The following is a 25,098-nucleotide window of genomic DNA, read 5'->3' on the forward strand; positions in this document are numbered from 1 at the left end:
TGTTCTCCCACGCTTTTTCCAACACAATACAAAGATGACGCTCATTACCGTGCTTGCTGAAGGTCTGTATTGTGAACAAGGGAACTTCTTTATTGATCCCTGGAAGCCTGTAGAGTGTGCGCTGATCACCCATGCCCACTCTGACCACGCGCGATCGGGTTCACAGCACTACATCGCCACCAAAATCTCCGAAGGCATTTTGCAGAAGCGATTAGGCAACAGCATGAGCCTTCAGGGTGTGGACTACGGGCAACGCATCAAGTTAGGCAACACCTGGGTTTCGTTCCATCCAGCGGGACACGTGCTGGGTTCGGCACAGATTCGGGTGGAATGTGGGAATGAGGTCTGGGTTGTTTCTGGCGACTACAAACGTGGCTTCGACCCTACCTGTGAACCCTTTGAAGTCGTTCCCTGCAATACATTCATTACAGAAGCCACCTTCGGCTTACCCATTTATCGCTGGGACACAGGCGCTGAGACCTGTCGTGAGATCCATCAGTGGTGGCAGGGCGATGCAGACCGTCCGTCCCTTTTGTTTTGTTATGCCTTTGGCAAAGCGCAACGGGTGTTGAGTGAACTCTGCCAGTTTACGGATAGACCTGTTTATGTGCATGGTGCCGTGCATGTATTGACAGAGATCTACCGTCAGGTGGGTGTGAAGATGGTGGAAACCATTCCCGTATCTGAGATGCCCCGCAACTACAAATTCACAGGCGATCTTGTGTTAGCTCCACCATCAGCCTTTCGATCGCCCTGGATGAAGCGCTTTGCACAACCTCAAACCGCCTTTGCTTCTGGCTGGATGGCTGTGCGAGGTGCCCGCCGCAGACGAGGCTATGAGCGTGGTTTTGTGCTGTCGGATCATGCAGACTGGCAAGGATTGGTGAATACAGCGCTGCAAACTCAGGCAGAAACCATCTACGTTACACATGGACAAACCGACGTGCTGTCACGCTATCTCAGCGAAACTTATGCGCTCAATGCTCTGCCCTTAAAGACACTCTTTGAAGGTGAGGGAGATATTGAATGAAACGGTTTACACACCTGTTTCAGCAGATTGATGCGACGACTTCTACCAATGAGAAAGTCAAGGCATTGCAGCAGTATTTTCAAACTGAAGAACCTGCAAATGCCGTTTGGGCACTGTATTTGCTGCTTAGCAAAACGCGCAAACGCTTAATTACATCTAGAGTGTTGCGCGACGTTTTTTTACAACTTTCAGACATGCCCGAATGGTTGTTTGAAGATTGCTACGCACAGGTGGGCGATACGGCTGAGGCGATCGCGCTCCTGCTACGAGACACGCCCTTTGAAGCGAAAACTGCTTCTCCTGTGCCACTCCACGTCTGGATGGAAGCGATCATTCCCACCGTCAAAACCGTTGACTCGGATGACGCATTGCGCGATTTGATCGTTTCCTGGTGGTCATCGTTGGCTGAGTTTGAAGTCTTTGTGTTGAACAAAGTCTTGACGGGAGCCTTTAGAGTGGGTGTTTCGGAAAAGTTAGTCATCAAGGCGTTAGCGGCAGCATTCAATCTCTCAGAAGCCGTTTTAGCGCATCGGCTGATGGGTGATTTTCCACCCACGGTTAGTTTTTACGACAGCCTGATCGCGGGTGAAGATGCTGCTGATGGAACGCCAGCCCCAACGGGACCGTATCCCTTTTTCTTAGCGTCTTCCTTTGAGGATACTCGGTTGCAAGATGCGGAGTTAGCAGCGTGGCAGGCGGAATGGAAGTGGGATGGCATTCGGGCACAAATCATGCGTCGTCCCGATCGCTTTGCCATCTGGTCGCGTGGCGAAGACTTGATTACGCCTCAGTTTCCAGAGTTTGCAGCACCGTTTCAGCAATTGCCAGAAGGCGTTGTGTTGGATGGCGAAATTCTCTGTTGGGCTGGCGATCGTCCCCAAAATTTCAGCTACCTGCAAAAACGCCTGGGACGCAAGCGCGTGACGCAAAAGATCATTGATGAAAACCCTGCCCACTTTATTGCCTACGACTTGCTGGAAGAGGACGGACAGGACATTCGATCGCATCCCCTGCACGATCGCCGCGATCGCTTAACGAACCTACTCGCCAACGCGGATCCAACCTGGATTAGCCTTTCTCAAGCGATGCCGTTTGACTCGCTGGAAGCACTCAAGCAACTGCGCGATCAGGCACGCGAACACGGAGCCGAAGGCTTGATGCTCAAGGCGATCGACAGTCCCTATTTAGTGGGGCGCAAACGTGGCTATTGGTGGAAATACAAAGTTGAGCCGATGTCGTTGGATGCTGTGCTCATCTATGCTCAGGCGGGTTCAGGCAAACGTGCCAATCTGTTTACCGATTACACCTTTGCGTTGTGGCAAGGGGATGAATTGAAACCATTCGCCAAAGCGTATTCTGGCTTGGATAACAAAGAGATTGACGAACTCGATAAATGGATTCGTCGTCATACGGTAGAAAAGTTTGGTCCTGTGCGATCGGTGGAACCCCTTTACGTGTTTGAAATCGGCTTTGAAGGCATCGCTGCATCCAATCGCCACAAGTCGGGTATTTCCGTCCGCTTCCCTCGTATTCTCCGCTGGCGCAAAGACAAACCCGTCAAAGAGGCAGACACCCTTCAAGCCGCGCTTGAACTACTATCGCCAAGTTCGTAGACCTCGGAGGTTTTGAACCCCTCGGCGGTCTAAAGCCAAGGTCTACAGTCGTTGCGCCATAATACGGTCAGAGTAAACGGATCTCGCTATGGTGTTTGAGTCGATCGCGGGTGGATTGGTCAAAGCAGCATTGCCAAAAGTAGCAGGCGCGATCGCAACAGCGGTCAAAGACAAGCTACATCCAACGCAACTGCAACGATCGTTGGAAATCGGCTTGCGAGAGTCGGGCGCGTTCGATCGAGGGCAAAAGGTCAACAATGCGGTGTTCTACCACTGGGAGCCTGGGAGAACGGATACGTTTCTAGCGGCACTGCTCAACCATCCAGACGTGCAGCGCGAATTACAGAAACCGCTGGAGCAGGAAGGAACGCTGGACGTTGAGATTCTGGTGCAGGCAGCGCGACACGTTGCAACGACGCACAACCTTACGATTGCCACTGACCCTTTAGAAATTTGGCTGACGGCATTTGCAAACGCTTATTTCAACGCCATTACCGCGATTCGGTTTCAGGTTGCGAAAGCAAATTATCTCAAACAACTCGCCAACTGGTTTGATGATGTGAAGTTCGCAGGCGTGGCGGTGCCTGGTCAGGATGTAGAACGAGCCGAACGGTTGGCGCAGATCTTCGTGATGCCGGATGTGGAGGAGGATGGGGGGCAGCGATCGCGACTGGCGTTTGAGCGATCGTTGTTTGAGGAGCAGGGGGAGCAGGGGCGGCAGGGGGAGCTTTTGCAGGAGCAGCGAATGAGGGCGCAGCTTGAGCGATCGGGGCGCAAGTTTTCGGCGCGGCAACTGCTGAACCAGCATCAGAAGAAGATCGTGCTGTTGGGCGCACCGGGTTCGGGTAAAACGACGCTGATGAGTTTCTTTGCGGTGACGCTGGCGGAGAGGCAGGGGGCGGGGGAGGCAGGGGGAGCAGGGGGGGCAGAGAGGCAGGGAGCGATCGCACTAGCAAGTGATGCTTCTACAGAAGGAATTGATCGTGATGCAGAAGGAAGCGATCGTGATGCAGAAGGAAGCGATCGCGATCGATCTCAAATGCAGCGCGATACAACTCGAATGCAGCCGCATACAGAAGGATTGCGACTCGATACAGAAGGATTGCAGACGGATACAGACGCATTGCCGCTGCCGATCTTGATTCGGATTCGTGATTGGGCACGGACTCCTGATGTCACCCTTCCTGAGTATGCGCGGCAGTTTGCCGAAACCACCATGTCTTGCAAGGCTTTACCGAAGGGCTTCTTTGAGCACTGGTTGAACAATGGTCGGGCGCTCATCCTTCTCGATGGGTTAGACGAAGTGGCAGAAGAATCCAAGCGCTACCATCTGGTGCAGTGCATCGAAAACTTTTTAGGACAGTATCCACAGAATCGCGCCATCATTACTTCGCGTCCGGCAGGCTACAAGCGCGACTTTTTCCGCATGGAGGAGTTTCCGCACTACGAGTTGCAGCCGTTTGATGATGGGAAGATTGAGGAGTTTTGCGATCGGTGGTATCGGAGTAGAGTACAGGACACCGCTGAGGCGCAGAGGCGCAGAGAGAGTTTGCAGAAGGCTTTGGGGCAGCAGGATCGGATCAAGTTATTGGCGCGGAATCCCCTGCTGCTGACGATCATTGCCCTGATTCATCGCTATCAAGCACGACTGCCCCGCGAACGCTACAAACTCTACGACAAAGCGGTAGAAACGCTGCTCACCGCCTGGGATGACAACAAAGAACTGAGCAATCAGACCGTCCTCAAATACCTGCAATTGGACGACCTGCGCCGCTTGATGGAAAGTCTGGCGTATTGGATTCACACGCAAGGGAGCACGGGCGACACGGAAGGTGGCACCCTCATCGACAAAGACGAACTCATCCAAAAACTCTGCCAGGAAATCAAAACGCTGAAACAACTCCAGCACTACGAAGCGAAAGCCGAGGCGGAACGGTTTGTGAAATTCAGCCGCGACAGAACCGGACTGCTCAACGAACAGGGACAGGACTGCTACGCCTTCGTCCACAAGACCTTTCAGGAATACCTCGCCGCGCAAGACATCAATTACCAGGCAGACAACGAAGACGACTTCGAGATTATCCTCACCCACATCGAGCAACACCTCCACGACCCCCACTGGCGCGAAGTGCTGCTGCTGCTCATCGCCCAACAAAGCCCCAAAAAAGCCGCGAGAGCGATCCGCAAGGTTCTCACTGCCAATAGTCCCTATGAACAATGGCTCCACCGCGATTTGTTGTTTGCAGGGCGTGGTCTTGCAGAAGATCCAAAAAGTTTATCAGTTGCAGATCCAGCTCTTGGCTTAGAAATTTTGACAAGACTGATTGAGTTGGAAAAAAGCAAATCGCCGTGCATTGCTCAGTCAACCCGAAATCAGGTATTTGAGGTGGTTTGCAGCCTTAGTGAGTCTGAATTTGAGACACAATCTCTACAGCTTTTAAAGAGTGCAGCAGACGATATCGAGCAAATTCGACTCCAACAGTATCGAATTGCTTTGGGGGAGAGAGAGGAAGCGCTAGCACACATACTGATGCTGTTGAGAGGTACTAATTGCGAGATGCGTCGAAGCGCTGCTAAAGCTTTAGGCAAGTTAGGGGATGCCTCTGAGCCCGTACTTCAAGGACTCCTTGCTGGACTACAGGATGAAGACTCATATGTCCTCAGATTTTCTGCCATTGCATTAAGTGAGTTAGGTTGCGTCACCGAAACAGTTCGTCAGGCAATCTTTGAAATGCTCAAACGTGAAAAATCTGATACACCATCCGCTGGTGCAGCGATTGCTCTGGTAAAGCTAGCTTCTACAACTGGAATGACATCTCAGCACATTTTGCCTTTGCTAAAACACGAAAATTGCGCGGTTCGTGTCTATATAGCTTTTGGACTGGGCTATGCAGGAGATTCTTCTGAAGAAGTAGTTCGTGCATTGCTACCTTTACTTAAGGATGAAAATGAGAGTGTACGTTTCAACACTGCTAGAGCACTTTGTGAACTAGGAGATACCTCTAGTTTAGCTGTTCAAGAGCTTCTCTCATTAATGGCTAACAGCAAACATAAATTTTATATATCTGAGTCTATTTTTCAACTAGGTAAATTGGGGAATAACTCTGACTCTGTGATTCAAGCACTTCGTAATAAGTTAATAGACGAATCGCCTGGTGTAATTGTTGGTACTACCAGCGCGCTTCTTAAGCTAGGTGAACCCTCCGAAACGCTACTTCCAATACTTTTATCCTGTTTAGAAAGTTATATTGGTAATACTGACGAAATGACTAGAAACTTCCAGCACTTGGATCAACTCACTGAGGTGCCAATCCAGACGCTTTTAGTGCTTCTCGAAAATGAAGATGCATATATACGACGGAAAATTGCCAAGGCTTTAGTAAAAGTGGAAGAAAAATCCAGTGCTATTCTTCCTGCGATCGTCCAGTGGATTGAGCAGCATCAGGATGAGGAGTGTGTGGGAGCAGGGATTGATGCGCTGTGGGAGATTGTTGAAGGGGTGTAGGGTGTGGGGTGTGGGGTGTGGGGTGTGGGGTGTGGGGTGTGGGGTGCAGGGTGTAGGGGGAAAGGCTAAAGGCTAAAGGCTAAAATGGTGAGATTAGAGTTGAGGGGTGAGCGATTTTACCAACACCGAAACAGAATTTCGCCAGCGTCTGTGTCTGCCAGATGCTGTCAAACTATTATCAAGCCATCCATCTTTTTCGCTTTGATGCCAAATCAGGAACAATTTATATCCTGGCTGCTGAGTCACTCGAACTTGTCATTAGCCGTGATGGAACCTGGAGGTTTTTAGATGAAGCCGAATTTTAAGACGATGCCCCGGAAAGAACTTATCGCTTACGTCTTGGCACATCGAGATGATGACGAAGCCATTGAAACGCTAATCAGCCGCCGCAGCCCTGATGAGGAAGCAACCTGGTATAACGCTCCTTATACCGAGGAAGGTTTACAACAGATGGAAGAGATTTTCCGACGTAAGTTAAATGGGGAAATCTGAGCATAAACTGCTGAGTGGATTGAGTAGCTTCAAGCGAAGGATAATGAACCAGCCAAAACTTCTAGACACGGTTGCCCTTCTCAAGCCAGTTCCGGCTAAACAGCTAATTTTAGTTGAACCAGAGTATGCATCTGTGAATCTACCTGTTGGGCTAGTAGGCACCATTGTCGAAGTGTACGATCGCGAAGACGGCAACCACTTCCTCATTGAATTTGCCGATTCTGATGGCTGTGAGTATGCAATGGCGACTCTACAAGCAGATGGCTTTCTGGTCTTAAAGCATGACCTCGCAGAAGCCGATCGGCAGCTAGCTTCAGTGGTATAACGCCGATGAAAACGATTCGCTACAGCAACGCAGCATCAGGATGAAGCGTGTGTGGGAGCGGGGATTAATGCGCTGTGGGAGATTGTTGAAGGGGAGTAGGAAGTGGGGAAAAAGCAGAGATAATGGCAAAAGGCTTGGGAGGAAAGCAGTCATGAAGGGATATGTCAAAGACAAAAGCATTGTTTTAGTCGATGCGTTGCCAGAAGAGATTCAGGACGGTGATGAAGTTGAGGTCGTTGTCACGCTGATTACCAAGCGGAAATATCCCTTTCCCACGTTTAAGCTAGGGGTTAAAGAGGATTACGTGAATCGAGACAAAATTTATGAGTCCGATTAGAGTCTTCTTTGATACCAACGTCTTGGTCTACGCGCATGATCAAGCCTCGGTTTATCACTCTGACGCTGCATCATTGCTAGAAACTGCCTTTCAGCAAGGCGTTCAAGGCATCATCGCTGAACAAACCATCGTTGAGCTATATCGAGTTTTGACGAACCCCGTTGCCATGACGGGTAGCCCTTTAACACCATCTCAAGCAAACCAATTAATCGCTGGAACGTATCTCAGTGGCACCTTTGAGATCCTCTATCCAACTCTGGCAACGATCAAGAAGACTTTAGAACTGGCAGTTTCTCGACAAATCACCTCCGCCAAGATTTTCGATTTACGGTTGTCTGCGCTAGCGTCTGAAGCCGCGATCGATTACTTTGCAACCTACAATATGCGCGACTTCCAAGGAATCTCAGACTTACCGACGATGCTCCCCCATGATGTTTTGGCAATCATTCAACCTTAAAAAAGTAGTTAGAGGAATGAAATACACGATCATCATCAATGCAATTGCGGCATCAATGCCTTCCGTTTACAGGGTATCCATCAACTCACGGGTAATCTCCCGATTCAAATCAATGCCGTTCAATATTGGCAACGGATGCCCCAACTTCAGACCAACCACAATCCAATCTTCTAGCGTCGATCGCAGTTCTTGTAAAACCTTACAAATCCCTATGCGTAAAGGGTTTGGCAGTTGCGCCAGCGTAGGTAGCGACAATCTGCCCATTACCGACCAATTGATATTTGTAAGTGACTAAACCTTCTAGACCAACAGGTCCACGGGGCGGCATTTTCTGAGTGCTGATGCCCACTTCGGCACCGAAGCCGTAGCGGAACCCATCGGCAAAGCGAGTCGAGCAATTGTGGAAGACACCTGCTGCATCGATCTGCGCCATGAATTTTGCAGCGGTTGCAGGGTTTTCAGTGGCGATCGCTTCCGTATGTCGAGAGCCGTAGGTATTGATATGCTCGATCGCCTCGTCCAGGTGATCCACAATTTTGATCGCCAGGATCAGGTCAGTGTATTCGGTAGACCAATCGGCTTCAGTGGCAGCAGTGATATTGAGAATCTCCAGTGTGCGATCGTCACCTCGCAGTTCGACGTTGCGGAGTTGGAGAGCAACCACCGCTTCGAGCAAGAATTCGGAGGCGATCGCTTGATGCACCAGTAAGGTTTCGATCGCGTTGCAGGCAGCAGGGTATTGCGTCTTGGCATCAACCGCGATCGCGACTGCTTTTTGCACATCTGCCGCTTCATCGACATAGAGGTGGCAAATACCATCGGCATGACCCAAAACCGGAATGCGCGTGTTGTCTTGCACAAAGCGCACAAACGAGTTAGAGCCTCTAGGAATGATGAGATCAACGTATTGATCAAGTTGCAGCAGTGCGATCGTTTCTTCTCTGGTGGTCAAGAGCTGCACTACGGCTGGATCGATGTTGGTCTGAGTTAATCCCTGACGAATGGCGTTGACTAGCGCTTCGCACGATCGCACCGCTTCCTGTCCGCCTTTAAGAATGACACCGTTACCTGACTTGATCGCCAGACTGGAAATTTGCATCACTGCATCCGGACGTGCCTCAAAAATCACGCCCAGCACGCCTAAGGGACAGGTGATGCGCGTCAAGATCAATCCCTGATCGAGTTCGCGGTGAATCTGCACAGCGCCCACGGGATCAGGTAGCTTGGCGACATCACGCATCCCCGCGATCGCCCCTTGCAGTTTTGTCTCATTCAACTTTAAACGAGCAATCAGCGCTGCTGGAAGTTGAGCTGCTGTCGCTGCCTGACAGTCTGCCTGATTCGCTGCCAGAATCTCTGCACTGGCTATTTCTACTGCCTGAGCGATCGCTTCGAGCGCCTGATTCCGCATGTCACTGGTCAGCGCTGCCAGGTAACGGGCACTGTAACGAACGTGCTGGGCAATTTCAGGTAGAGAAGCCGCTGCGGTGGGAAAGACAATAGACATAGACGCTCATCCGGTAAGAAACGGCTAGCTGTTTGAGGTGAATGATTCTAAGTACATACCCCTATGAGACCAACCTGTCTACCAAATTTTGAAGCAAAGCTGGAAAAAAGAATGCGGATGGCGAGACTCGAACTCGCAAGGACTATGCCACACGCACCTCAAGCGTGCGCGTATACCAATTCCGCCACATCCGCAAAAACTGGCTTTGAGAACCAGATTCTTTCAGTTTGAATTGTGCCTCTAGCCTGACGATCAGCCTTGCCTAATGATTAAACCGCTAGACCAAAACTGATTCAGACACGCAGCTCTGAGGGTTGACCTGCTTTAAGACTTACTAAGCATAGCAAAAAGCGGTCAGAGGTTGACGATCGCCGCACTAAATTCGTGAATAAAAGTTGGGGAACTAATCGATCGCCCTAGGGTTCTATGCGAAAGTAGGTATCGAGCGTCAGAAACCAGGTACGCTACAAAAGAATTCTGCCTACGTTCTACAAGTCTGGAGTCGTTGCTGTGACGTTACGGAAAATGGTTAGTCTTGGGGCTTTGGGGCTGGGTGTTAGTCTTGCTGTCGCCTTTTTAGGTGGGTTGGGAAGTCAGACTGCAACGATCGCGCAGTTAGCCCCAACGCCAAGCCCCACGGAAAATCCAATCCCTAGCAAACCAGATGTGCCCTATGTGCCGACACCGGAGATCGTTGTCACGGAGATGCTAAAGCTGGCAGGTGTCAATCGTGACGATGTGGTGTATGACCTAGGCTCTGGCGATGGGCGATTGGTGATTACGGCAATTAAAGATTACGGCGCTAGACGCGGTGTTGGCGTAGACATTAATCCAGGGCTGGTGCGCTTGAGCAATGAAAATGCCCAGAAAGCTGGAGTAGGCGATCGCGCACAGTTCCTACAGCAGGATCTCTTTCAAACCGATTTCCGCGAAGCCAGCGTGGTGACGCTTTACCTGCTGCCTCAAATCAACCTGAAACTCCGCCCTAAATTACTGAGCGATTTGAAACCGGGTACACGGCTGGTCTCTCATGCCTTTACGATGGGCGACTGGAAACCTGACAAAACGGTGACGGTGCCCGGTAACGCGACTTCGTCAGTGCCACGAAACATTTACTACTGGGTTGTTCCAGCTAACATCTCAGGCGATTGGCAGGGACGGGTAGAGTATGCTCCTGGTCGTAGCCAACCGTACACGCTTCGGTTTAATCAACAGTTTCAGCAGGTGAAGGGCGATGCGATCGCCGATGGCAAGAAGTACACGATTCCAAACATTACGCTGACGGGCGATCGATTAACCTTCAGCCGCTCCGAAACCATTCAAGGGCAACAGGGCACGATTCAGTTCAACGGACGCATCGAAGGCAATACGCTGAAGGGTACCGCTGGGATCAAGTGGGGTGTGCTAACGAGAAACTTCCCGATCGTGGCTCAACGCAGTACGACCCTTCAAGGAAGAGCGCAGCGCTAACGGCATCAAGCTGTTTGCAGCTTTTAGTTCTCTGAACAAGTGTTTCATGCACCAACAAGAATCTGTATACAGACCGTTTGCCAATGAATGAGCGCCTGACTGGGCTGGCTTAAGAGCGCTTAGGAATGAGAATTAAATAAGATCGAATTCTGTAGGATGTGTTGGCGCAGCGTAACGCATCAAGCTCTGGCAGCGATGCGTTACGGCTAGCGCCTAACAACTTCTACGCAAGCGTTCGGTTTTATTAAATCCACGATCCTTAACGCGATGTGCGACTTTCCTGAAACACCTGCTGAACTACCCACCCTTCGGGAAGCAAGCTACACCCTAGCCCTCTCCCAGCAGGAGAGGGAACCGGAAAGTTTGAAAGCCCTTCTCCCTGGGGAGAAGGGTGGGGATGAGGGCAAATTTAGTTGCACATCGCGTATCCTTAGGTAATTAGAATCTCTTTAACGACTCGATCGCCTTCTACAACACCGAGAGTGCGACCAGCGTGGCGTTGCTCTTGTGCGATGTTGTACAGCGCTAAACCAGTGCGTAGGACTTCTGCCATATTCTTGCCAGAGTCGTCTGCCAATTTCTGAAGCAACTCATAGGCTTCGGGAGTCAAGTCTAAATTTAAACGTTTTTTCTTCGTAGCAGTCATCGTTTCTCACACCTTTCATCAAAAATCGGCAGAATCGTTTATCGCAAAAAGCAGGCGATCGACTCCCTAAAACTGATCCCGGGCAGTTGATACACGGCAGAGTTCAGGGCTTGTTTTCCAAGCTTTTTATTTAGATAGACACATCCAGATGCACACATGACAAGGAGCTAACTGAGCTTGGAACTCTTGCACAGTTAGCGAAACGCTGTCAAACGCGCTGTCTCACATTTGCATAATATATCACATATCTATGATGTAGCGCAAACATAAATTATATGTAGATTCAGCGCATCAGCAGCTTTAAACCATTTATGAAAGGTATGTCACGGTTTAAGCCCTCAGCGGTCAGCCGTCAGCTTTAAGGTAAGCGCTGAAAATTGACGGCTGAGAGCTAATCCAGCGTAACTTGACACAATTCAAAGAGGAGCGCTACATAGGTTTAGCGTTTCGGGCTTTACTAACGCTTCGTTGAGGGTGCTTCGGTCTTTATAACGGTTGGCGATCGCTACCGTGACAACGCTGCCCAAAAGCCACCCAGCAAAAAAGATGCCATGGAGAGCAGCAAGGTTCTGCCCAAACACGGTAAGAGCCATGCCATCGGCAACGTCACGTTAAATGATAGCAACACGAGGTGTAGTGGCAGAAGCACCAGCAGCAGTAGGTAGATACTTTTCAAAAGCCAGCCTGCCAGCCGCAGGGCAATGTTATAGCGTGGCGTTTGTTTATTCATTGGTATGACCTCCTAGCTACAGCGCTCAACCTTGGTTGAGCGCTGTAACCAATGGTGTTGGTTGTTAGGGACTATTTCTCTGCCTTGATCGATGCATCTGGCGCGGGCACGTAGGTTGTTGTGCCGCTCAGCCAAGCAGTTTTATGGATCACGGTTTTGCCGCCTTCGTGCGTCATCGTTAAATCTCCAAATAACGGGCGTTCCAGCTTGAGAGTAGAGTTGCCCTCTCGGTCTTGGATGACAATGCGCTCATAGCTTTCATCGGTCATGACCCTTCTCCTTGGATAACGATTGAACAATTGCTAAATTGATGTATTTAGCGTTCAATTTATATTCAAAATACTACATATTTTTTGTGTAATCAAGTGGGGTAGAACACTTGTGTCTTACATCATGCTGGTGGGAATGTCCCTTCCCGCACGTCGGTGCTGTAGGTTTGCACTGCTTGAGTAATAGCTTCGCGCAAGTTGACGTAAGACTTGGCAAACGGTGGTTGACGGACAGAAAGACCGAGCAAGTCAGCCGTCACTAGCACTTGCCCGTCACAGTGGGGACCTGCCCCAATGCCGATCGTGGGAATGGTCAGCTTTTGGGTGATTTGGTGAGCGAGATCAGTGGGGATGTGCTCTAAAACAATGGCAAACGCACCCGCTTGCTCCAGCGCGATCGCCTCTAACAGGATCTGCTCTGCGTTTTCGGGAGATTTCCCCTGTTGTCGATAGCCCAGACGGTGCACTGCTTGGGGTGTTAGTCCCACATGACCCATCACGGGAATCCCTGCTTGTACCAGTTGTGCCACAGTCGCTGCGATCGCCGGGTTGCCACCTTCTACCTTCACTGCCTGTACGCCCGTCTCTTTCAACGCTCGTCCGGCTGAATGCAACGCCTGCTGTACGCTTTCCTGATAGCTCATGAAAGGCAAATCAGCTACCAGTAGCGCCCGCTTGACACCGCGTCGCACTGCTTTGGCATGGTGAAGAATTTCGTCCAGCGTGACTGGCAACGTGGTGTCGTAGCCCAATGCCACCATTGCCAGCGAATCACCAACCAAAATGAGGTCAACATCTGCCTCATCTAATACGTGAGCGATCGCGTAGTCCCAGGCAGTCAAGGCGACGATCGCGCGCCCTTGCTGTTTCCATTGGGTTAATTGATGAGTCGTCACTGGCATGGGGAGGGGTTCGGGTGGAGGTATAGGGTATAGCGTACAGAGGTAAGGAGCGGTGAGAAAGGTACAGATTACCGAATGCCCCGCTCCTGTCGTCGTTGGCAGCTAGCAGCGAACGAACTCAAAACTCCTTCTGCTTACCCTGCCCCCTCATCTCCCCGCCGCCATGCGCTCTACTGATTGCGGCTAAACGTATTGTGCGCCCCAGTGCGAAACGTTGTCATGCTAACCCAGGCAAGCCCTTCGCTCGTTCCCACCCAAAGCTTGTCACCACTATCTGGTGCCAGAGAAAGAATGCGGCTAGATGGCAGTCTGGCGATCGCGCCCGCAGACGCACCGTTAAATGGGTTGATGCGTAGTAACCCTGTTGTGGTGCCAACCCAAAGGCTATTGACCTTATCAAATTGAAGCGCTGTTACGTTTCGACCCCGCAAGGTTGTGACCGATCGCACCTGTCCAGCTTTGTCTAGTTCCAGTAAGCCGTTCGGGGTACCCATCCAGAGCGTTCCCCATGAGCTGAGCGCCAGGGTTTGCACGGTTGTACCCGGCAGATTGCCGATTCGCTTGATGATGTCTGCACTAGCGGTATTAATTTGTACTAATCCGTCCAACGTGCCGACCCAGAGATTTCCGTCGGCATCCAGACTCAGTGCATTGGCGCTCACTCCAGGCAAATTTTTCACTGTGGTCATCAGCAAACCCTTGTCTGGGCTAATGAGTGACAGCCCACTGTCAGTACCGACCCACAGATAGCCGCGTTTGTCGATGAGTAACGACAGCACACGATTAGACGGGAGTGAGAAATTTTGCGCGGTCACGTCACCAGTGCGGGGATCAATGCGTGTTAGCCCTTCATAGGTGCCAATCCAGAGCCGCCCCACACGATCGATCGCTAGAGCGCCCACTGTCTGATTCGGCAAACTGATGCGGGCACGAATCTTGCCGCTGGCAGGATTAATCTGCGCTAACCCTTGCCACGAGCCAACCCAAAGTGTACTGGCATTACCGGATTGAAGGGCGCTAACGCGGTAATCAGCGCTGACGGTTTGCTCTTCTTGACGCTGCCGCTGATCGGGTAAGGGGGTTACTGCGGGAGGCGGAGCGGCGGAGGGATACAGTGGTGCCGCGTTAGGATCGCTGGTCGTCTGTGCCAGTGTTTGCTGTAACGGCACCGATGTTAGTGCAGAATCATCGTTTGTGCTGGCAGTCTGTGCGGTACCAGAGGGGCTTTTAACCACTTGTAGACTCAAAAGCAACAGAGTACCACTGAGCGATCGCCCGAACCATCCTGTTCGCCACACCATATCTCACTCTCCACCAACGACAGAAACAGCGCTCTCAGCCACTTAGCCCTAATTTTGGACTGTTGCAGGCTAAGTCTATTGCGCCCCATGATACCGCCAGTCTTTGCGGATGGACGCTAGACTTAACGAATAGCATTAAGTGCTCTTGGGTGCGATCGGGAAACGCTTCACGTCTCTATACACATTCAGCTTTCTGTCAGTCCCCGTGTGCCCAGCAGTGTCATCCGCCCACCGCACCGACTCTAAGAGGATGTCTTAAAAGTGTCTGGCGGTTAAAACCGCGACTACGTAAACAAAGTCCGCCGTTGCGGACTACCGCAAAACCAGGGTTCTGTAACCTGCGACGGCAGGTTTTGTCTCTGTAGTTGCGACTTCTAGTCGCCAAAGTGACAGAGAACGGGACTTTTCAAACGCCCTCTAATCGTGCAAGACCTGTTTTAAAGCGCGATCGTCCCTCTTCACGCAATGGGAACAATGACCTTACCCACTTCACAAGGCATTTGCCGACCTCAGCCATGTTCAACAAAAAAGCGGCTATTCCCCTTTTTCTCATTCTGGCTCTCGTCTTCATCGGCTTTGGTGATCAATTTCTGCCTCAGCCGCTGCGGAGTGCCAGCTTCAAAACTCGTGTAGCGCTCGATCGGTGGGTGACGAACTCATTCCATCTCTGGCAACCGAAAACAAACCCCAACGCCCGCACCGAACGTGCGTTGGAGCAGCAAGAGCCAGGGAAAAATCCTTAGGAGTGGTACAGAAATAACCGCATGGTTTGTAGTTGTCAGCCGTCAGCGAAAAACTGATAGCTGATAGCTGATAGCTGATCCAAACGTGTGCAGTTATTTTTTAGCAAGGTTTTTCAAAAAAGATCGCTGATCCCCTTGACCGAAGACCGTCCAGCCAGTATAGTAAAACTGTTGGCATACCGTCTGGACGGTTTCCAAGAAATCATTTCTGGTGTTCCTGTGGTTCCTAACAAAAAGTCACAAGCGCGATCGCTCACCCATGACACCCTGTTGCGTGCTGCGGCTCAAGTCATTCTTGACAAAGGAGTGGAGGCACTGACACTGGATGCCGTGGCGCATCAAGCTGGAGTCAGTAAAGGCGGATTGCTCTACCATTTCCCCAATAAGAATGCTTTGGTGGTGGGCTTGGGTGAGCAACTGATTCAGGACTTTGAGGCAGGTCTACAGCAGGAGTTTGACCAGGATGATGCTCCAGGAACTACAGGACAGTGGGTGAGGGCGTATATTCGCTCGACGTTGCAGATGAGTAAACAGTCATTAGCGCTGATTGCCCGTTTAACATCTCTCATTGTAGAGATGCCGCCTGAGCTGCTGAAGTCTGCTGAAGCGTATGAACAGCGCTGTCGGCAACGGCTCGAAACCGATGGACTTGACCCGACTCAAGCAACCATTATTCAGTTAGCGATCGATGGCTTGTGGTTCTCGGAAGTGTTTCAACTGGGCGCACCGGAAGAACCTCGTCGCGCTCAAGTGGTGGAAAGGTTGTTAGCGATGACGCGAGTGTCTAGCTAGCTCGAACGATTTGTTCTAGTCCGTGTGTTCAATGCTGATGAATCTCAAGTTCATCTGGCAAGCTTGACCTGCAATTTTTTGACCGAATTTGTTCTAGTCACAAGCTACTCCCTGACAAGCGATGGACTTCATAAACATCAATGACCAGGAGAAATCCAATGGGACGATCGCTGTTCCACTACTTAAACTTTCGTCTGCTCTGGCTGGGACAATCTTTGATCCTCTGTGCTGTCCAGTTCTGGCTCGTTGCCTTGACCTGGCTCATCTTGCAAAAAACTGGATCGGGCGTGGCGATCGGAACGGTTCTCCTCGCCGCTGCTGTCCCTCGCGCTTTGTTGACCTTGGTGGGTGGAGCGATTAGCGATCGCCTGCCACCTAATCGCATTGCGATGGTTTCTGCCGCTATCAACACCATTCTGGTGGGCAGCGTTGCGGCTCTTCTCTGGTGCAATCTCTTTCAGCTTAGTTATTTGATCATCATTGCCGGAGTCTTTGGGATCTCCGATGCCTTTCTCTATCCCGCTACTTTGTCGGTGTTGCCCCGATTAGTGGATAAGTCACTGTTGATCCAAGCCAATTCACTAATGCAGGGCGGTGAACAAATTACTAACGTGATTGGTCCAGCGGCAGCAGGAATCGTGATTGGGGCATTGGGACTGCCGATCGCCTTCACGTTCAACACCATCCTATTTGCGTTGGGTGGCTTATTTCTCTCCTTGATTCATCAACCTGAACAGAAGCAAGCAGCCATTACGCCATCTGTGCCACAGCTATTAGGCGAAATCGTCGAAGGCGTACGTTATGCCTGGAATCATGCGGCAATTCGGATCAGCCTCCTGCTCGTCGCAATGCTGAATCTGGCAACCTTGGGACCGTTAGTAGTCGGTGTGGCGAAACTGGTCGAACTCCGATTTGGCGGCAGTGCGACGACCTACGGCTACATGCAAGCCGCATTCGGTGTGGGAGCATTTGTGGGCGTGTTGGCGACCAGTCAGATCAAGTCGGTGCAGAATCCTGGTCTATCTTTAGTCTGGCTGGCATACGGATTGGGCGTTGGCACCGCCGGACTGGGATTTGTCAAACAGCAGTGGATGGCGTATGGCTTGATTGTGCTGATGGGATTGGGTGGTGGCTTTGTGGGAGTGATTGCAGTCTCCTGGCTTCAGGAGCAAACGGGCGCTGCGATGCAGGGGCGGATGATGGGCTTGTTGACTTTTACCTCGGTGGCGCTTGACCCTTTCTCCCAAGCGATCTCAGGCTTTCTGATGGATATTAACTTGACGCTGATGTTTGTCGCTGCGGGAGCCACCATGCTGCTAACGGCGGCTATCACCTCGTTTAATCGCGCCATTACGACAAAAGCTTAGAACAAAAGAAAATGATCATGAACATTCAACAACTGGTCAAACCAAATAATCGCTGGATGCTGGGTTGGGTGGTAGGCGGAGTGCTGCTCACTGGTGGCATTGCTTACTACGGTATTGAGCAGTATCAGCAAGCCAGCAAACCACCGGAGCCGACTCAACCCACGATCGCCCAATCCATCACTGCATTAGGGCGGTTGGAGCCAGAACAGGAAGTGATCAACGTCTCTGTGCCTGCCGCATTGAATAACGATCGCATTGCTCAATTATTAGTGCAGCGAGGCGATCGAGTGAAAGCAGGTCAAGTCATTGCAGTGATGGATTCGCATAATCGCTTGCAAAAAGCATTTCTGGAAGTGCAGGAGCAGCTCAGTGTGGCTCAATCAAAGCTGGCGCAGGTACGAGCTGGCGCTAAAGCGGGAGAAATTGCGGCACAGCAAGCGCAAATTGCTCGATTTAAATCTGAATTGCAGGGCGAAATTGCTACAAAACAAGCTGAAATGAGGCGGCGGCGATCGGAAGTTGAAAACGCACAAGCTGAATACGATCGCTATCAGTTTCTCCAGCAGCAAGGAGCCATTTCTGCCTCACAGTTTGACCAGAAGCGACTGACTTTAGAAACCGCACAAGCACAACTAACGGAAACTCAATCCAACCAAAATTTGCGGGCAGATTCACTGCAAGCACAAATCCGCGAGGCACAAGCCACGCTGGACAAAGTGGCAGAGGTGCGCCCAACGGATGTGCAAGCGGCTCAAGCAGAAGTAAAGCAGGCGATCGCCTCTACCAAACGAGCCGAAGTAGAGCTAAATCAGGCATTGATTCGCGCGCCAATCACAGGTCAGATTTTGGAAATCTACGCCAAACCTGGGGAAGTCGTCGGCGACAACGGCATTGTGGAATTGGGACAGACGGATCAGATGGAAGTTGTCGCGGAAGTGTATCAGAGCGACATCGGCAACGTGCGGCAAGGTCAGGTGGCGATCGTCACAGGCGAATCCTTTGCTGGAGCACTGCGGGGAACCGTGCGCGAAGTTGGCTTACAGGTGAATAAGCAGGAAGTGAACAGCAATCAACCGGGCGAAAACCTGGATCAGCGCGTGGTAAAAGTGCGAATTCGGGTCAACCCTGTCGATAGCAAGCGAGTCGCCGGATTGACGAATCTACAAGTACAGGCAGCAATTCAGCCTTGAGTGAGGTGTTATGAAGCGGCACAAAAGCTTTTATCTTTGGTTCCGGTTTGCTCGGCGTAAAGCTATGCCCTGGCTAGTACTGACGAGCTATACCCTCAACTTGACTTGGGTATGTGGATCTGAACACACAAAAGAACAAGCTCGCCTCATGACAGCACTCGCAAAAATTAACTTTGCGCATTGGTTTGAACTTGCTCAAGAAATAATCGATGACTTGCCGTATTGGTTCTATTGATCGATCGGTACCCTGAAAAGGTTGCTCTGAAGCTACTGAATGCAAATCAAGGGGATGTATATGACAACAAAAGTGATTCGGTTAACGCAATCTCAGTTGAATGGTGCGGTAGAAACGTTAGCGCTTGCATTTAAGGATGATCCACTGTTCCGCTACTTCTGTGGTGAGGATCATTTGGCAAGGTTGAATACGATTCAATGGTTCAGCAACCTGTTCTTACGCTACAGCCTAGCCAGCCATCACATCTACACGACTCAGCCATCTCAAGGAGTAGCAATTTGGCTGCCACCCGGATGTTATCCGCTCAACGAGTGGCGACTGTTACAACTTGGACTATACGCCTTGCCATTCAAATTGAGGTTCAGCCGCTTTTGGCAACTGTTTAACGAGATTGAAAAATACCACAAACAAGATATGCCAAAACCCCATTGGTACTTATTCATGCTGGGGGTGAATCCTGCTGCTCAAGGTCAAGGAATTGGTGGATTACTGCTTCAACCTGCCTTACAGCAAGCAGATGCCAATCAGCGTTGTTGCTGTCTAGAAACTTCAACAGAGCGAGCAGTTCAGTTCTATCAAAAGCATGGCTTTGAAGTAGTGCGATTCAAGGAAAACTCATTCAACACGCCGTCGTTTTGGACAATGAAACGATTACCGAAGCCAATTACAGTTCACGAATCTCATTCTCAGGAGAAACCATCATGCTCCAGATAACTTATCTGACGCTGTTTGTTTGTGGTACGGGGCTTCAATATGCTCAATTCATCCCGTTTTTGATTGAGCACGGTCTGGATATCAATCTCTTTATTGACCAACTCTTTGCCAATCAGATCTCCAGTTTCTTTGGCATTGATGTGATTGTCTCCGTGTTAGTTGTGCTAACGCTTGTTGTCTCCGAAGGGACTCGACTCAAGATGAGATATCTGTGGATCTATCTTGTCGGTGCGTTGTTAGGTGTAGCGGTTGGTCTGCCACTATTTTTGCTGATGCGGCAGCGTCAACTAGAAGCAGTGGCACAAGCTGACTAGCAAACTATTTCGGAAATTGAATTATGCTTCGCAACTTTTTTCGTAAAACTCCTCTGGCTTGGCTGCAAGTTAAACGTGAGAAAACGCGACTTGCCGTTGCCCTGGCTGGAATCGCCTTCGCAGACGTATTGATGTTTGTGCAGATGGGACTCAAAGATGCGCTATATGATTCGGCGGCGAGTCCCTACGAACCGCTGCAAGCCGATTTGTTCATTGTCAGCTCCGGGTTTGAAAACCTGCAAGTGGTGCAAAGTTTCTCCAGGGAACGGCTGTATCAAGCGGCAGGAGTGAATGGCGTGGAATCAATTAACTCGATGTACATTGGGCGAGGACAGTGGCGCAACACACAAACGCGACTGAGCTACACTATTCTCACCTTTGGCAGCAATCCGAATCAAGCAGCGTTCTCGTTGCCAGAGGTGAATCAGCAGTTGCCCAAACTCAAATTATTAAATCGGGTGCTGTACGACAAAGCAGGGCGAGAAAACTTTTTTGGCAACATACCAGAGCAACTGCAACAAACGCCATCACTGCCGGTACAAATCAATCATCGATCGACTCAGGTAGTCGGAACCTTTACCCTGGGCGCTTCCTTCGCCGCCGATGGTAACCTGATCACCAGTGATTCCACCTTTCTCCGGCTGTTTCCTGAGCGCAAAGCCCACGAAATTGACATCGGGTTACTCAAGCTCGAAGCCAATACAGACATTCAACAAGTACAAGCAGCGTTGCGATCGCGTTTACCCAAAGATGTACTGGTATTAACGCTCGATCAGTTGACCACCCGCGAGAAAAATTACTGGGCAAACGGTAGTCCGATCGGGTTCATCTTCGGCTTCGGCACCATCATTGGTTTTGTCGTCGGTCTGGTGATTGTGTATCAAATTCTCTACTCCGATGTTTCCGATCACCTGCCCGAGTACGCCACCTTAAAAGCAATGGGCTACCCGGATCGTTACCTGGTTGGTGTATTGGTGCAGGAGGCGCTAATACTGGCTGTACTAGGCTTTTTACCAGGCTTGGTGCTGTCCACTGGGCTGTATCTAGTCGCCAAATCTGCCACCTTACTCCCCATCGGCATGACCTTGAGCCGTGCCGGGATGGTACTCGCGTTAACGATCGTCATGTGTACTGCCTCCGGTGGCGTTGCCCTGCGAAAACTACAATCTGCTGATCCTGCCGATGTTTTTTAACGATGAATTTTGAATTCTACGTCTCTCTTTCAGCTAACTCTAAATGCGCTAATGTTATGGCTTCAACCTCTACACCCGAATCTCAAACCTCAAAGCTCAAAGCTCAAGACTCTTCTGATCCAGTCATCATTTCGGCTCAAAATCTGAACCATTATTTTGGTGAAGGCGCTCTGCAAAAACAGGCACTCTATGACATTAATCTAGACATTCGCGCAGGCGAAATCATTATTATGACAGGTCCCTCTGGCTCTGGCAAAACCACGCTGTTGACGCTGATGGGCGGCTTGCGATCGGCACAAGCAGGCAGTCTCAAGGTTTTAGATCAGGAACTTAACGGTGCCACGAAACAGCAACTCACCAAACTACGTCGCAATATCGGCTACATTTTTCAAGCACATAATCTGATGACGTTTCTCACCGCTAAGCAAAACGTGCGAATGGCGCTAGAACTGCACGATAAATACCTGGATCAAGACATGGATAGAATGTCAACTGATATTTTAGAGACCGTTGGCTTAGGGCAGCGGGTGAATTATTACCCAGATAGCTTATCCGGTGGACAAAAGCAGCGAGTGGCGATCGCCCGTGCCCTGATCAGTCGTCCCAGAATTGTTTTAGCGGATGAACCTACCGCCGCACTCGACAAAAAATCGGGTCGAGATGTCGTAGAGCTAATGCAAAAACTAGCGGAAGAACAAGGTTGCACAATCCTTTTGGTGACTCATGACAACCGCATCTTGGATATCGCCGATCGCATTGTTTATATGGAAGATGGTCGTCTAGCAGCTAATCCCAATGCGGCTGCCGCAGTCGCATAAGTTGCTTTCCGAGACTTTTCCAAATAGCTGCGTAGTTTTTGCTCCATTAGCTGTACTGTCCCCGCCATTTCATCTACGGTTGAAAGCATTGTGTTATGGCTGGCTAGGTACTCTTGCAACGCTTGAATGCGGGCACCATACTCTGTCAAACTCAACCCATAACCAACCTCCAGTGGATTGTTGAGCGATCGCATCCCTGCAAGCCGACGCATTCCCTTTTCCACCACATTAGAACTGCGTTTTAGACGTGCCATAGACACCCTCTATAAAGTTAATCACGTTTACGTTCATACTCTAGCCAGTTGTCTACCCCATCATCCTGAGCAGAAATCGGCAAAACATTGAGTCTTTTGCGGTCTAAAGCTGCTGCTTTTAGTTGATTTTACTGGTAGTTTCTGGTTGTCTCAGTATAAAAAGTTCTGCAGGTGAAAACACGTTATAGTGATTGCGTTTGAGATCCTAAACCGTGTGTTGAAGTATCCAACGATCGTATTCAACTTCCTCAACACCGTGTTTGAGTACTGAGCGATCGTGTGGAGGTGTCTGAACATCCTGTTTGAGCATTCATGCTTGAGCATTCAAATGTTGTACTGAGGTTCTTCGACACAACACTTGAGTGCCTAAATCTTGTCTTTGAGTCATTAAAGGGTGTGTGGGCTTCACCCCTGCATCCCGTTCTAAGCCATGTAACTATGGCTATAGCAACGACAAAGAGCGAGTCAAATGACAATTACGAGGATTGGTGTTACTCATTAGAATGACCATAACTACGTTGTTCCTTATTTTTCGTTGCTGCAATGAGCGTTTCCACTCAGATTGATCACACGGTTGCCAAGGCTATACCGAACGGACAGCAAACCAGTCGAGAAACATTGATTGCCTTGCGGCTAATTTTGGTGCTGCTAGGGTTGGCACTGCTTTCTAGTTTCTTTGTGGTTGTGGGTGCGGGTCAGCGGGGCGTGTTGATGCAGTTTGGGCGTGTACAGCCCGATGTTTTAGAGGAAGGGCTGCATGTCATTGTGCCGATCGTCAACACGGTGCAGTTGCTCAGTGTGCGGGTGCAAAGTGAGGAGATTTCGGCGGAAGCGTCGTCGAAGGATTTGCAGGATGTGTATACCGATGTGGCACTCAATTGGCATATTCTGCCAGCGGAAGCGCCTCTGATTTTTCAGCAGGTTGGGGAGGAGGAGGCGATCGTCAAACGCATCATTGATCCAGCCGTCGAAGAAGTCCTTAAGGCTGTTATGGCGCTGTATACAGCGGAGGAAATTATTACTCGGCGCGGTGAAGTCAAGGCAGAAGTCGATCGTTTGCTTGAAGCGCGACTGATCAATTACCACCTTGGCGTGGATGATCTTTCGCTTGTTCATGTACACTTTTCCGATCGCTTTAGAGATGCGGTGGAGGCGAAGCAAGTGGCAGAACAGGAGGCGAAACGGGCTGGCTTTATGGTGTTGAAAGCACAGCGCGAAGCGGAAGTCAAAGTCAATTTAGCGCGAGGTGAAGCTGAGGCACAGCGGTTGATTCGAGAAACACTAGATCCAGCACTGGTTCGCAAGCAGGCTGTAGAACGCTGGGATGGGAAACTGCCGCTTATTGTTGGCGATGATAGCTCCAAGTTACTAGAGCTGGAATTGGATGAGTTTGTAAAAGCCAAACAGAACTAAGTAGAAGCTAAAAGCGGTCAACCGTCAGCGCACTCTAGCGAGAAGCAAGCGATAGCTTTCAGCACTGGGAGTGTTCATGGCATGTTTAGTTTAATGATGTCCGCTGGCTTAGAAGAGATAATCCATCTTGACTTGCCGTCTCTCCCATCAGCGTTTGTTCAAATAATTGCACGAGGCGAGACTGATAGCGTTGCCGATGTTTTAGCTTCAGAATCGATTGCACGATCGCCAGGGTTTCCCCTTGCTGAGAGTGCGATGCTGTGATTTGAATTGCATGTAGCAGAGAGAGTTCTAATTCCTTTCGCACCATTGAAGCAGGTAAAACTGCTGCCCCCATTCCACTTTCCACAATTGCCTTCACCATTTCGCTACTGCTCAACACCAGGATGACATTGAGTGCTGTAGGGTCAATGCCCCAGGTTTGTAGCGATTGCTCGAAAATTTGCTGAGCGCCAGAACCTGATTCACGCATCACCCAATCGGTGTTGAGCAGTTCAGTCACTGGAATTTGCGGCTGCTCAAACCAGGGATGCGATCGCCCTACGACAATTTGTAACCGATCGCTAGCGATGATCGTTTGCTCTAGTTGAGTTCTGAGGGCGGGTTTAACGTCGCCAGTCATCAGTCCTAGATCAAGCAGACCCGTCGCGGTGCCTTCGCAGATTTCTTCAGCATTGCCCAGAGTGCAATTGACAAAGATACCCGGATACTGACGCTTAAACTGGCTGATTTTGTCGGGCAACCAGTAGTTGCCGATCGTCAAACTCGCGCCTAATTTCAGTTCGCCCCGCTGTAAATTGTTCAACTCTCGCAAACCACGCTCGGTCAATGCCACCTGATCGAGAATCTTCTGCGCTTCAATTTGGAGTAAAAGCCCTGCCTCTGTTAATTCTACCCGCCGACCAATGCGATGAAATAGTTTCACTCCATAGGCTGCTTCTAAACTTTGAATTGCAGCACTAACGGCGGGCTGTGTAATGTAAAGCAGTTCAGCCGCTCGTGTAAAGTGCAATTGTTCAGCCACCGCCAAGAAAATTTTAAGTTGTTCCAGCGTCATCATTAGATTTTTCAAGTTGGGTGAGGCATGAAGGGGCAGAAATACGCGTGAAACTCCTGCAAATGAGGCGGCTTTTAAGTTAGTTTTTTCCTTAGAAACCCACACAGATGGGTAGGAATTAAGACCTGAACCTTAAGAGGATGCAAGTAATATTTGTCAGAAAACGGTAATTATTTTTAAGGGACATAAAGCGATGAGCTTAGGGGGCTTATTCGACTGAGCTTAAGGGTCTTGAACAGCTCGATCGCCGACACAGACGATGGTTGTGCTCTAACACAGTTAAGGAAACTAGCACCTCAAGCTTCCCATGTTCAAGAGTTTAATCATTAAAATTTATCGAATTAACAAATAATACTATTTGCTCTTACTGGTAGTGGTGAATAGTAATGGTTAGGAGCGAAGGGAGGCATTGTAATGATGCACA

At 50.1% G+C, this 25,098-nt stretch carries 26 protein-coding genes, 1 tRNA gene and 1 pseudogene; 18 read left to right on the plus strand and 10 right to left on the minus strand.

The genetic code is table 11. From position 1 onward, the window contains the following. Window positions 1-34 precede the first annotated feature (34 nt). The 8 genes from AC5JO6_RS19855 (at window position 35) to AC5JO6_RS19890 (ending at window position 7,759) form a co-directional block, all read left to right on the plus strand. Window positions 35-1,030 carry a ligase-associated DNA damage response exonuclease gene (locus AC5JO6_RS19855; RefSeq protein WP_496082778.1) on the plus strand — a complete coding sequence of 332 codons (996 nt, stop codon included), beginning with the start codon at window positions 35-37 and terminating at the stop codon, window positions 1,028-1,030. Continuing rightward, window positions 1,027-2,643 (plus strand): ATP-dependent DNA ligase, encoded by a 1,617-nt coding sequence (locus AC5JO6_RS19860; RefSeq protein ID WP_496082779.1) that lies wholly within the window; start codon window positions 1,027-1,029, stop codon window positions 2,641-2,643. The genes AC5JO6_RS19855 and AC5JO6_RS19860 overlap by 4 nt, the downstream gene beginning before the upstream one ends. Before the next feature lie 88 nt (window positions 2,644-2,731). Further along, entirely contained in the window at window positions 2,732-6,148 is a 3,417-nt protein-coding gene (locus AC5JO6_RS19865; RefSeq protein ID WP_496082780.1) for an NACHT domain-containing protein, read from the plus strand. Between the two features lie 113 nt (window positions 6,149-6,261). Then, window positions 6,262-6,453, plus strand: a complete 192-nt coding sequence (locus AC5JO6_RS19870; RefSeq protein ID WP_496082817.1) for a DUF6888 family protein — start codon at window positions 6,262-6,264, stop codon at window positions 6,451-6,453. After that, complete coding sequence (locus AC5JO6_RS19875) at window positions 6,437-6,640, plus strand: DUF6887 family protein (RefSeq protein WP_496082781.1); 204 nt, start codon at window positions 6,437-6,439, stop codon at window positions 6,638-6,640. Before AC5JO6_RS19870 ends, AC5JO6_RS19875 begins: the two co-directional genes overlap by 17 nt. 43 nt (window positions 6,641-6,683) lie before the next feature. Continuing rightward, window positions 6,684-6,965, plus strand: coding sequence for a DUF4926 domain-containing protein (locus tag AC5JO6_RS19880; protein WP_496082782.1), 282 nt, complete (start codon window positions 6,684-6,686; stop codon window positions 6,963-6,965). 151 nt (window positions 6,966-7,116) lie between these two features. Beyond that, window positions 7,117-7,302, plus strand: coding sequence for a hypothetical protein (locus tag AC5JO6_RS19885; protein ID WP_496082783.1), 186 nt, complete (start codon window positions 7,117-7,119; stop codon window positions 7,300-7,302). Further along, window positions 7,289-7,759, plus strand: coding sequence for a type II toxin-antitoxin system VapC family toxin (locus tag AC5JO6_RS19890; RefSeq protein WP_496082784.1), 471 nt, complete (start codon window positions 7,289-7,291; stop codon window positions 7,757-7,759). The genes AC5JO6_RS19885 and AC5JO6_RS19890 overlap by 14 nt, the downstream gene beginning before the upstream one ends. Before the next feature lie 66 nt (window positions 7,760-7,825). Here the strand turns inward: AC5JO6_RS19890 and AC5JO6_RS19895 are convergent, their stop codons facing one another. From AC5JO6_RS19895 to AC5JO6_RS19905, 3 genes are all read right to left on the minus strand, one after another. Next, on the minus strand, window positions 7,826-8,014 hold the full coding sequence (locus tag AC5JO6_RS19895; protein WP_496082821.1) for a hypothetical protein: 189 nt from the start codon (window positions 8,012-8,014) through the stop codon (window positions 7,826-7,828). Further along, the gene (locus AC5JO6_RS19900) at window positions 7,959-9,266 is read right to left on the minus strand and encodes a glutamate-5-semialdehyde dehydrogenase (protein WP_496082785.1); all 1,308 of its coding nucleotides are present in this window, start codon (window positions 9,264-9,266) and stop codon (window positions 7,959-7,961) included. Before AC5JO6_RS19900 ends, AC5JO6_RS19895 begins: the two co-directional genes overlap by 56 nt. Before the next feature lie 112 nt (window positions 9,267-9,378). After that, window positions 9,379-9,460: transfer RNA gene (locus AC5JO6_RS19905), tRNA-Leu, on the minus strand. A gap of 331 nt (window positions 9,461-9,791) precedes the next feature. Here AC5JO6_RS19905 and AC5JO6_RS19910 point away from each other — a divergent pair. Then, window positions 9,792-10,406 (plus strand): annotated as a pseudogene (locus AC5JO6_RS19910) (SAM-dependent methyltransferase); the annotation flags it as partial. Window positions 10,407-11,166: 760 nt separating this feature from the next. Here AC5JO6_RS19910 and AC5JO6_RS19915 read toward each other — a convergent pair. The 5 genes from AC5JO6_RS19915 to AC5JO6_RS19935 form a co-directional block, all read right to left on the minus strand. After that, window positions 11,167-11,382, minus strand: a complete 216-nt coding sequence (locus AC5JO6_RS19915) for a type II toxin-antitoxin system TacA family antitoxin (protein WP_496082786.1) — start codon at window positions 11,380-11,382, stop codon at window positions 11,167-11,169. 505 nt (window positions 11,383-11,887) lie between these two features. Then, the gene (locus tag AC5JO6_RS19920; RefSeq protein ID WP_496082787.1) at window positions 11,888-12,112 is read right to left on the minus strand and encodes a hypothetical protein; all 225 of its coding nucleotides are present in this window, start codon (window positions 12,110-12,112) and stop codon (window positions 11,888-11,890) included. 71 nt (window positions 12,113-12,183) lie between these two features. Further along, on the minus strand, window positions 12,184-12,381 hold the full coding sequence (locus AC5JO6_RS19925) for a hypothetical protein (RefSeq protein WP_496082788.1): 198 nt from the start codon (window positions 12,379-12,381) through the stop codon (window positions 12,184-12,186). A 122-nt stretch (window positions 12,382-12,503) separates the two neighbouring features. Then, the gene (panB, locus tag AC5JO6_RS19930; RefSeq protein ID WP_496082789.1) at window positions 12,504-13,283 is read right to left on the minus strand and encodes a 3-methyl-2-oxobutanoate hydroxymethyltransferase; all 780 of its coding nucleotides are present in this window, start codon (window positions 13,281-13,283) and stop codon (window positions 12,504-12,506) included. Between the two features lie 170 nt (window positions 13,284-13,453). Beyond that, window positions 13,454-14,584, minus strand: a complete 1,131-nt coding sequence (locus AC5JO6_RS19935) for a ligand-binding sensor domain-containing protein (RefSeq protein ID WP_496082790.1) — start codon at window positions 14,582-14,584, stop codon at window positions 13,454-13,456. A gap of 515 nt (window positions 14,585-15,099) precedes the next feature. Here AC5JO6_RS19935 and AC5JO6_RS19940 point away from each other — a divergent pair. The 8 genes from AC5JO6_RS19940 to AC5JO6_RS19975 all read left to right on the plus strand — a co-directional run bounded on the left by AC5JO6_RS19940 (window position 15,100) and on the right by AC5JO6_RS19975 (window position 21,950). Then, window positions 15,100-15,327, plus strand: coding sequence for a hypothetical protein (locus AC5JO6_RS19940; RefSeq protein ID WP_496082791.1), 228 nt, complete (start codon window positions 15,100-15,102; stop codon window positions 15,325-15,327). A gap of 135 nt (window positions 15,328-15,462) precedes the next feature. Further along, window positions 15,463-16,119, plus strand: coding sequence for a TetR/AcrR family transcriptional regulator (locus tag AC5JO6_RS19945; protein WP_496082792.1), 657 nt, complete (start codon window positions 15,463-15,465; stop codon window positions 16,117-16,119). Window positions 16,120-16,259: 140 nt separating this feature from the next. Beyond that, entirely contained in the window at window positions 16,260-17,486 is a 1,227-nt protein-coding gene (locus AC5JO6_RS19950) for an MFS transporter (protein WP_496082793.1), read from the plus strand. 17 nt (window positions 17,487-17,503) lie between these two features. Beyond that, window positions 17,504-18,676: an ABC exporter membrane fusion protein gene (locus AC5JO6_RS19955; protein WP_496082794.1), complete on the plus strand. Its 1,173-nt coding sequence runs from the start codon at window positions 17,504-17,506 to the stop codon at window positions 18,674-18,676. Window positions 18,677-18,971: 295 nt separating this feature from the next. After that, window positions 18,972-19,625, plus strand: a complete 654-nt coding sequence (locus AC5JO6_RS19960) for a GNAT family N-acetyltransferase (protein ID WP_496082795.1) — start codon at window positions 18,972-18,974, stop codon at window positions 19,623-19,625. Further along, a complete protein-coding gene (locus AC5JO6_RS19965; RefSeq protein WP_496082796.1) occupies window positions 19,613-19,939 on the plus strand; it encodes a DUF2834 domain-containing protein in 327 nt (108 codons plus the stop codon). The genes AC5JO6_RS19960 and AC5JO6_RS19965 overlap by 13 nt, the downstream gene beginning before the upstream one ends. 20 nt (window positions 19,940-19,959) lie before the next feature. Then, window positions 19,960-21,132 (plus strand): ABC transporter permease DevC, encoded by a 1,173-nt coding sequence (gene devC, locus AC5JO6_RS19970; protein WP_496082818.1) that lies wholly within the window; start codon window positions 19,960-19,962, stop codon window positions 21,130-21,132. Window positions 21,133-21,188: 56 nt separating this feature from the next. Continuing rightward, the gene (locus tag AC5JO6_RS19975) at window positions 21,189-21,950 is read left to right on the plus strand and encodes a DevA family ABC transporter ATP-binding protein (RefSeq protein ID WP_496082797.1); all 762 of its coding nucleotides are present in this window, start codon (window positions 21,189-21,191) and stop codon (window positions 21,948-21,950) included. Here AC5JO6_RS19975 and AC5JO6_RS19980 read toward each other — a convergent pair. Next, window positions 21,893-22,204, minus strand: coding sequence for a hypothetical protein (locus AC5JO6_RS19980; RefSeq protein ID WP_496082798.1), 312 nt, complete (start codon window positions 22,202-22,204; stop codon window positions 21,893-21,895). The two genes, AC5JO6_RS19975 and AC5JO6_RS19980, sit on opposite strands and share 58 nt — an antisense overlap. A 543-nt stretch (window positions 22,205-22,747) precedes the next feature. On the opposite strand from AC5JO6_RS19980, the gene AC5JO6_RS19985 reads away from it, so the two are divergent. Beyond that, a complete protein-coding gene (locus AC5JO6_RS19985) occupies window positions 22,748-23,617 on the plus strand; it encodes a prohibitin family protein (RefSeq protein WP_496082799.1) in 870 nt (289 codons plus the stop codon). 85 nt (window positions 23,618-23,702) lie between these two features. Here AC5JO6_RS19985 and AC5JO6_RS19990 read toward each other — a convergent pair whose 3' ends face one another. After that, the gene (locus AC5JO6_RS19990) at window positions 23,703-24,674 is read right to left on the minus strand and encodes a LysR substrate-binding domain-containing protein (protein WP_496082819.1); all 972 of its coding nucleotides are present in this window, start codon (window positions 24,672-24,674) and stop codon (window positions 23,703-23,705) included. Between the last annotated feature and the right edge of the window lie 424 nt (window positions 24,675-25,098).

The sequence above is a fragment of the Tildeniella sp. genome (assembly GCF_059505325.1).

Coding starts and splice junctions, on each gene's coding strand:
- AC5JO6_RS19855 (WP_496082778.1), top strand. CDS start 35: ATGACGCTCATTACCGTGCTTGCTGAAGGTCTGTATTGTGAACAAGGG.
- AC5JO6_RS19860 (WP_496082779.1), top strand. CDS start 1,027: ATGAAACGGTTTACACACCTGTTTCAGCAGATTGATGCGACGACTTCT.
- AC5JO6_RS19865 (WP_496082780.1), top strand. CDS start 2,732: ATGGTGTTTGAGTCGATCGCGGGTGGATTGGTCAAAGCAGCATTGCCA.
- AC5JO6_RS19875 (WP_496082781.1), top strand. CDS start 6,437: ATGAAGCCGAATTTTAAGACGATGCCCCGGAAAGAACTTATCGCTTAC.
- AC5JO6_RS19880 (WP_496082782.1), top strand. CDS start 6,684: ATGAACCAGCCAAAACTTCTAGACACGGTTGCCCTTCTCAAGCCAGTT.
- AC5JO6_RS19885 (WP_496082783.1), top strand. CDS start 7,117: ATGAAGGGATATGTCAAAGACAAAAGCATTGTTTTAGTCGATGCGTTG.
- AC5JO6_RS19890 (WP_496082784.1), top strand. CDS start 7,289: ATGAGTCCGATTAGAGTCTTCTTTGATACCAACGTCTTGGTCTACGCG.
- AC5JO6_RS19900 (WP_496082785.1), bottom strand. CDS start 9,266: ATGTCTATTGTCTTTCCCACCGCAGCGGCTTCTCTACCTGAAATTGCC.
- AC5JO6_RS19915 (WP_496082786.1), bottom strand. CDS start 11,382: ATGACTGCTACGAAGAAAAAACGTTTAAATTTAGACTTGACTCCCGAA.
- AC5JO6_RS19920 (WP_496082787.1), bottom strand. CDS start 12,112: ATGAATAAACAAACGCCACGCTATAACATTGCCCTGCGGCTGGCAGGC.
- AC5JO6_RS19925 (WP_496082788.1), bottom strand. CDS start 12,381: ATGACCGATGAAAGCTATGAGCGCATTGTCATCCAAGACCGAGAGGGC.
- panB (WP_496082789.1), bottom strand. CDS start 13,283: ATGCCAGTGACGACTCATCAATTAACCCAATGGAAACAGCAAGGGCGC.
- AC5JO6_RS19935 (WP_496082790.1), bottom strand. CDS start 14,584: ATGGTGTGGCGAACAGGATGGTTCGGGCGATCGCTCAGTGGTACTCTG.
- AC5JO6_RS19940 (WP_496082791.1), top strand. CDS start 15,100: ATGTTCAACAAAAAAGCGGCTATTCCCCTTTTTCTCATTCTGGCTCTC.
- AC5JO6_RS19950 (WP_496082793.1), top strand. CDS start 16,260: ATGACCAGGAGAAATCCAATGGGACGATCGCTGTTCCACTACTTAAAC.
- AC5JO6_RS19955 (WP_496082794.1), top strand. CDS start 17,504: ATGAACATTCAACAACTGGTCAAACCAAATAATCGCTGGATGCTGGGT.
- AC5JO6_RS19960 (WP_496082795.1), top strand. CDS start 18,972: ATGACAACAAAAGTGATTCGGTTAACGCAATCTCAGTTGAATGGTGCG.
- AC5JO6_RS19965 (WP_496082796.1), top strand. CDS start 19,613: ATGCTCCAGATAACTTATCTGACGCTGTTTGTTTGTGGTACGGGGCTT.
- AC5JO6_RS19975 (WP_496082797.1), top strand. CDS start 21,189: ATGGCTTCAACCTCTACACCCGAATCTCAAACCTCAAAGCTCAAAGCT.
- AC5JO6_RS19980 (WP_496082798.1), bottom strand. CDS start 22,204: ATGGCACGTCTAAAACGCAGTTCTAATGTGGTGGAAAAGGGAATGCGT.
- AC5JO6_RS19985 (WP_496082799.1), top strand. CDS start 22,748: ATGAGCGTTTCCACTCAGATTGATCACACGGTTGCCAAGGCTATACCG.
- AC5JO6_RS19990 (WP_496082819.1), bottom strand. CDS start 24,674: ATGACGCTGGAACAACTTAAAATTTTCTTGGCGGTGGCTGAACAATTG.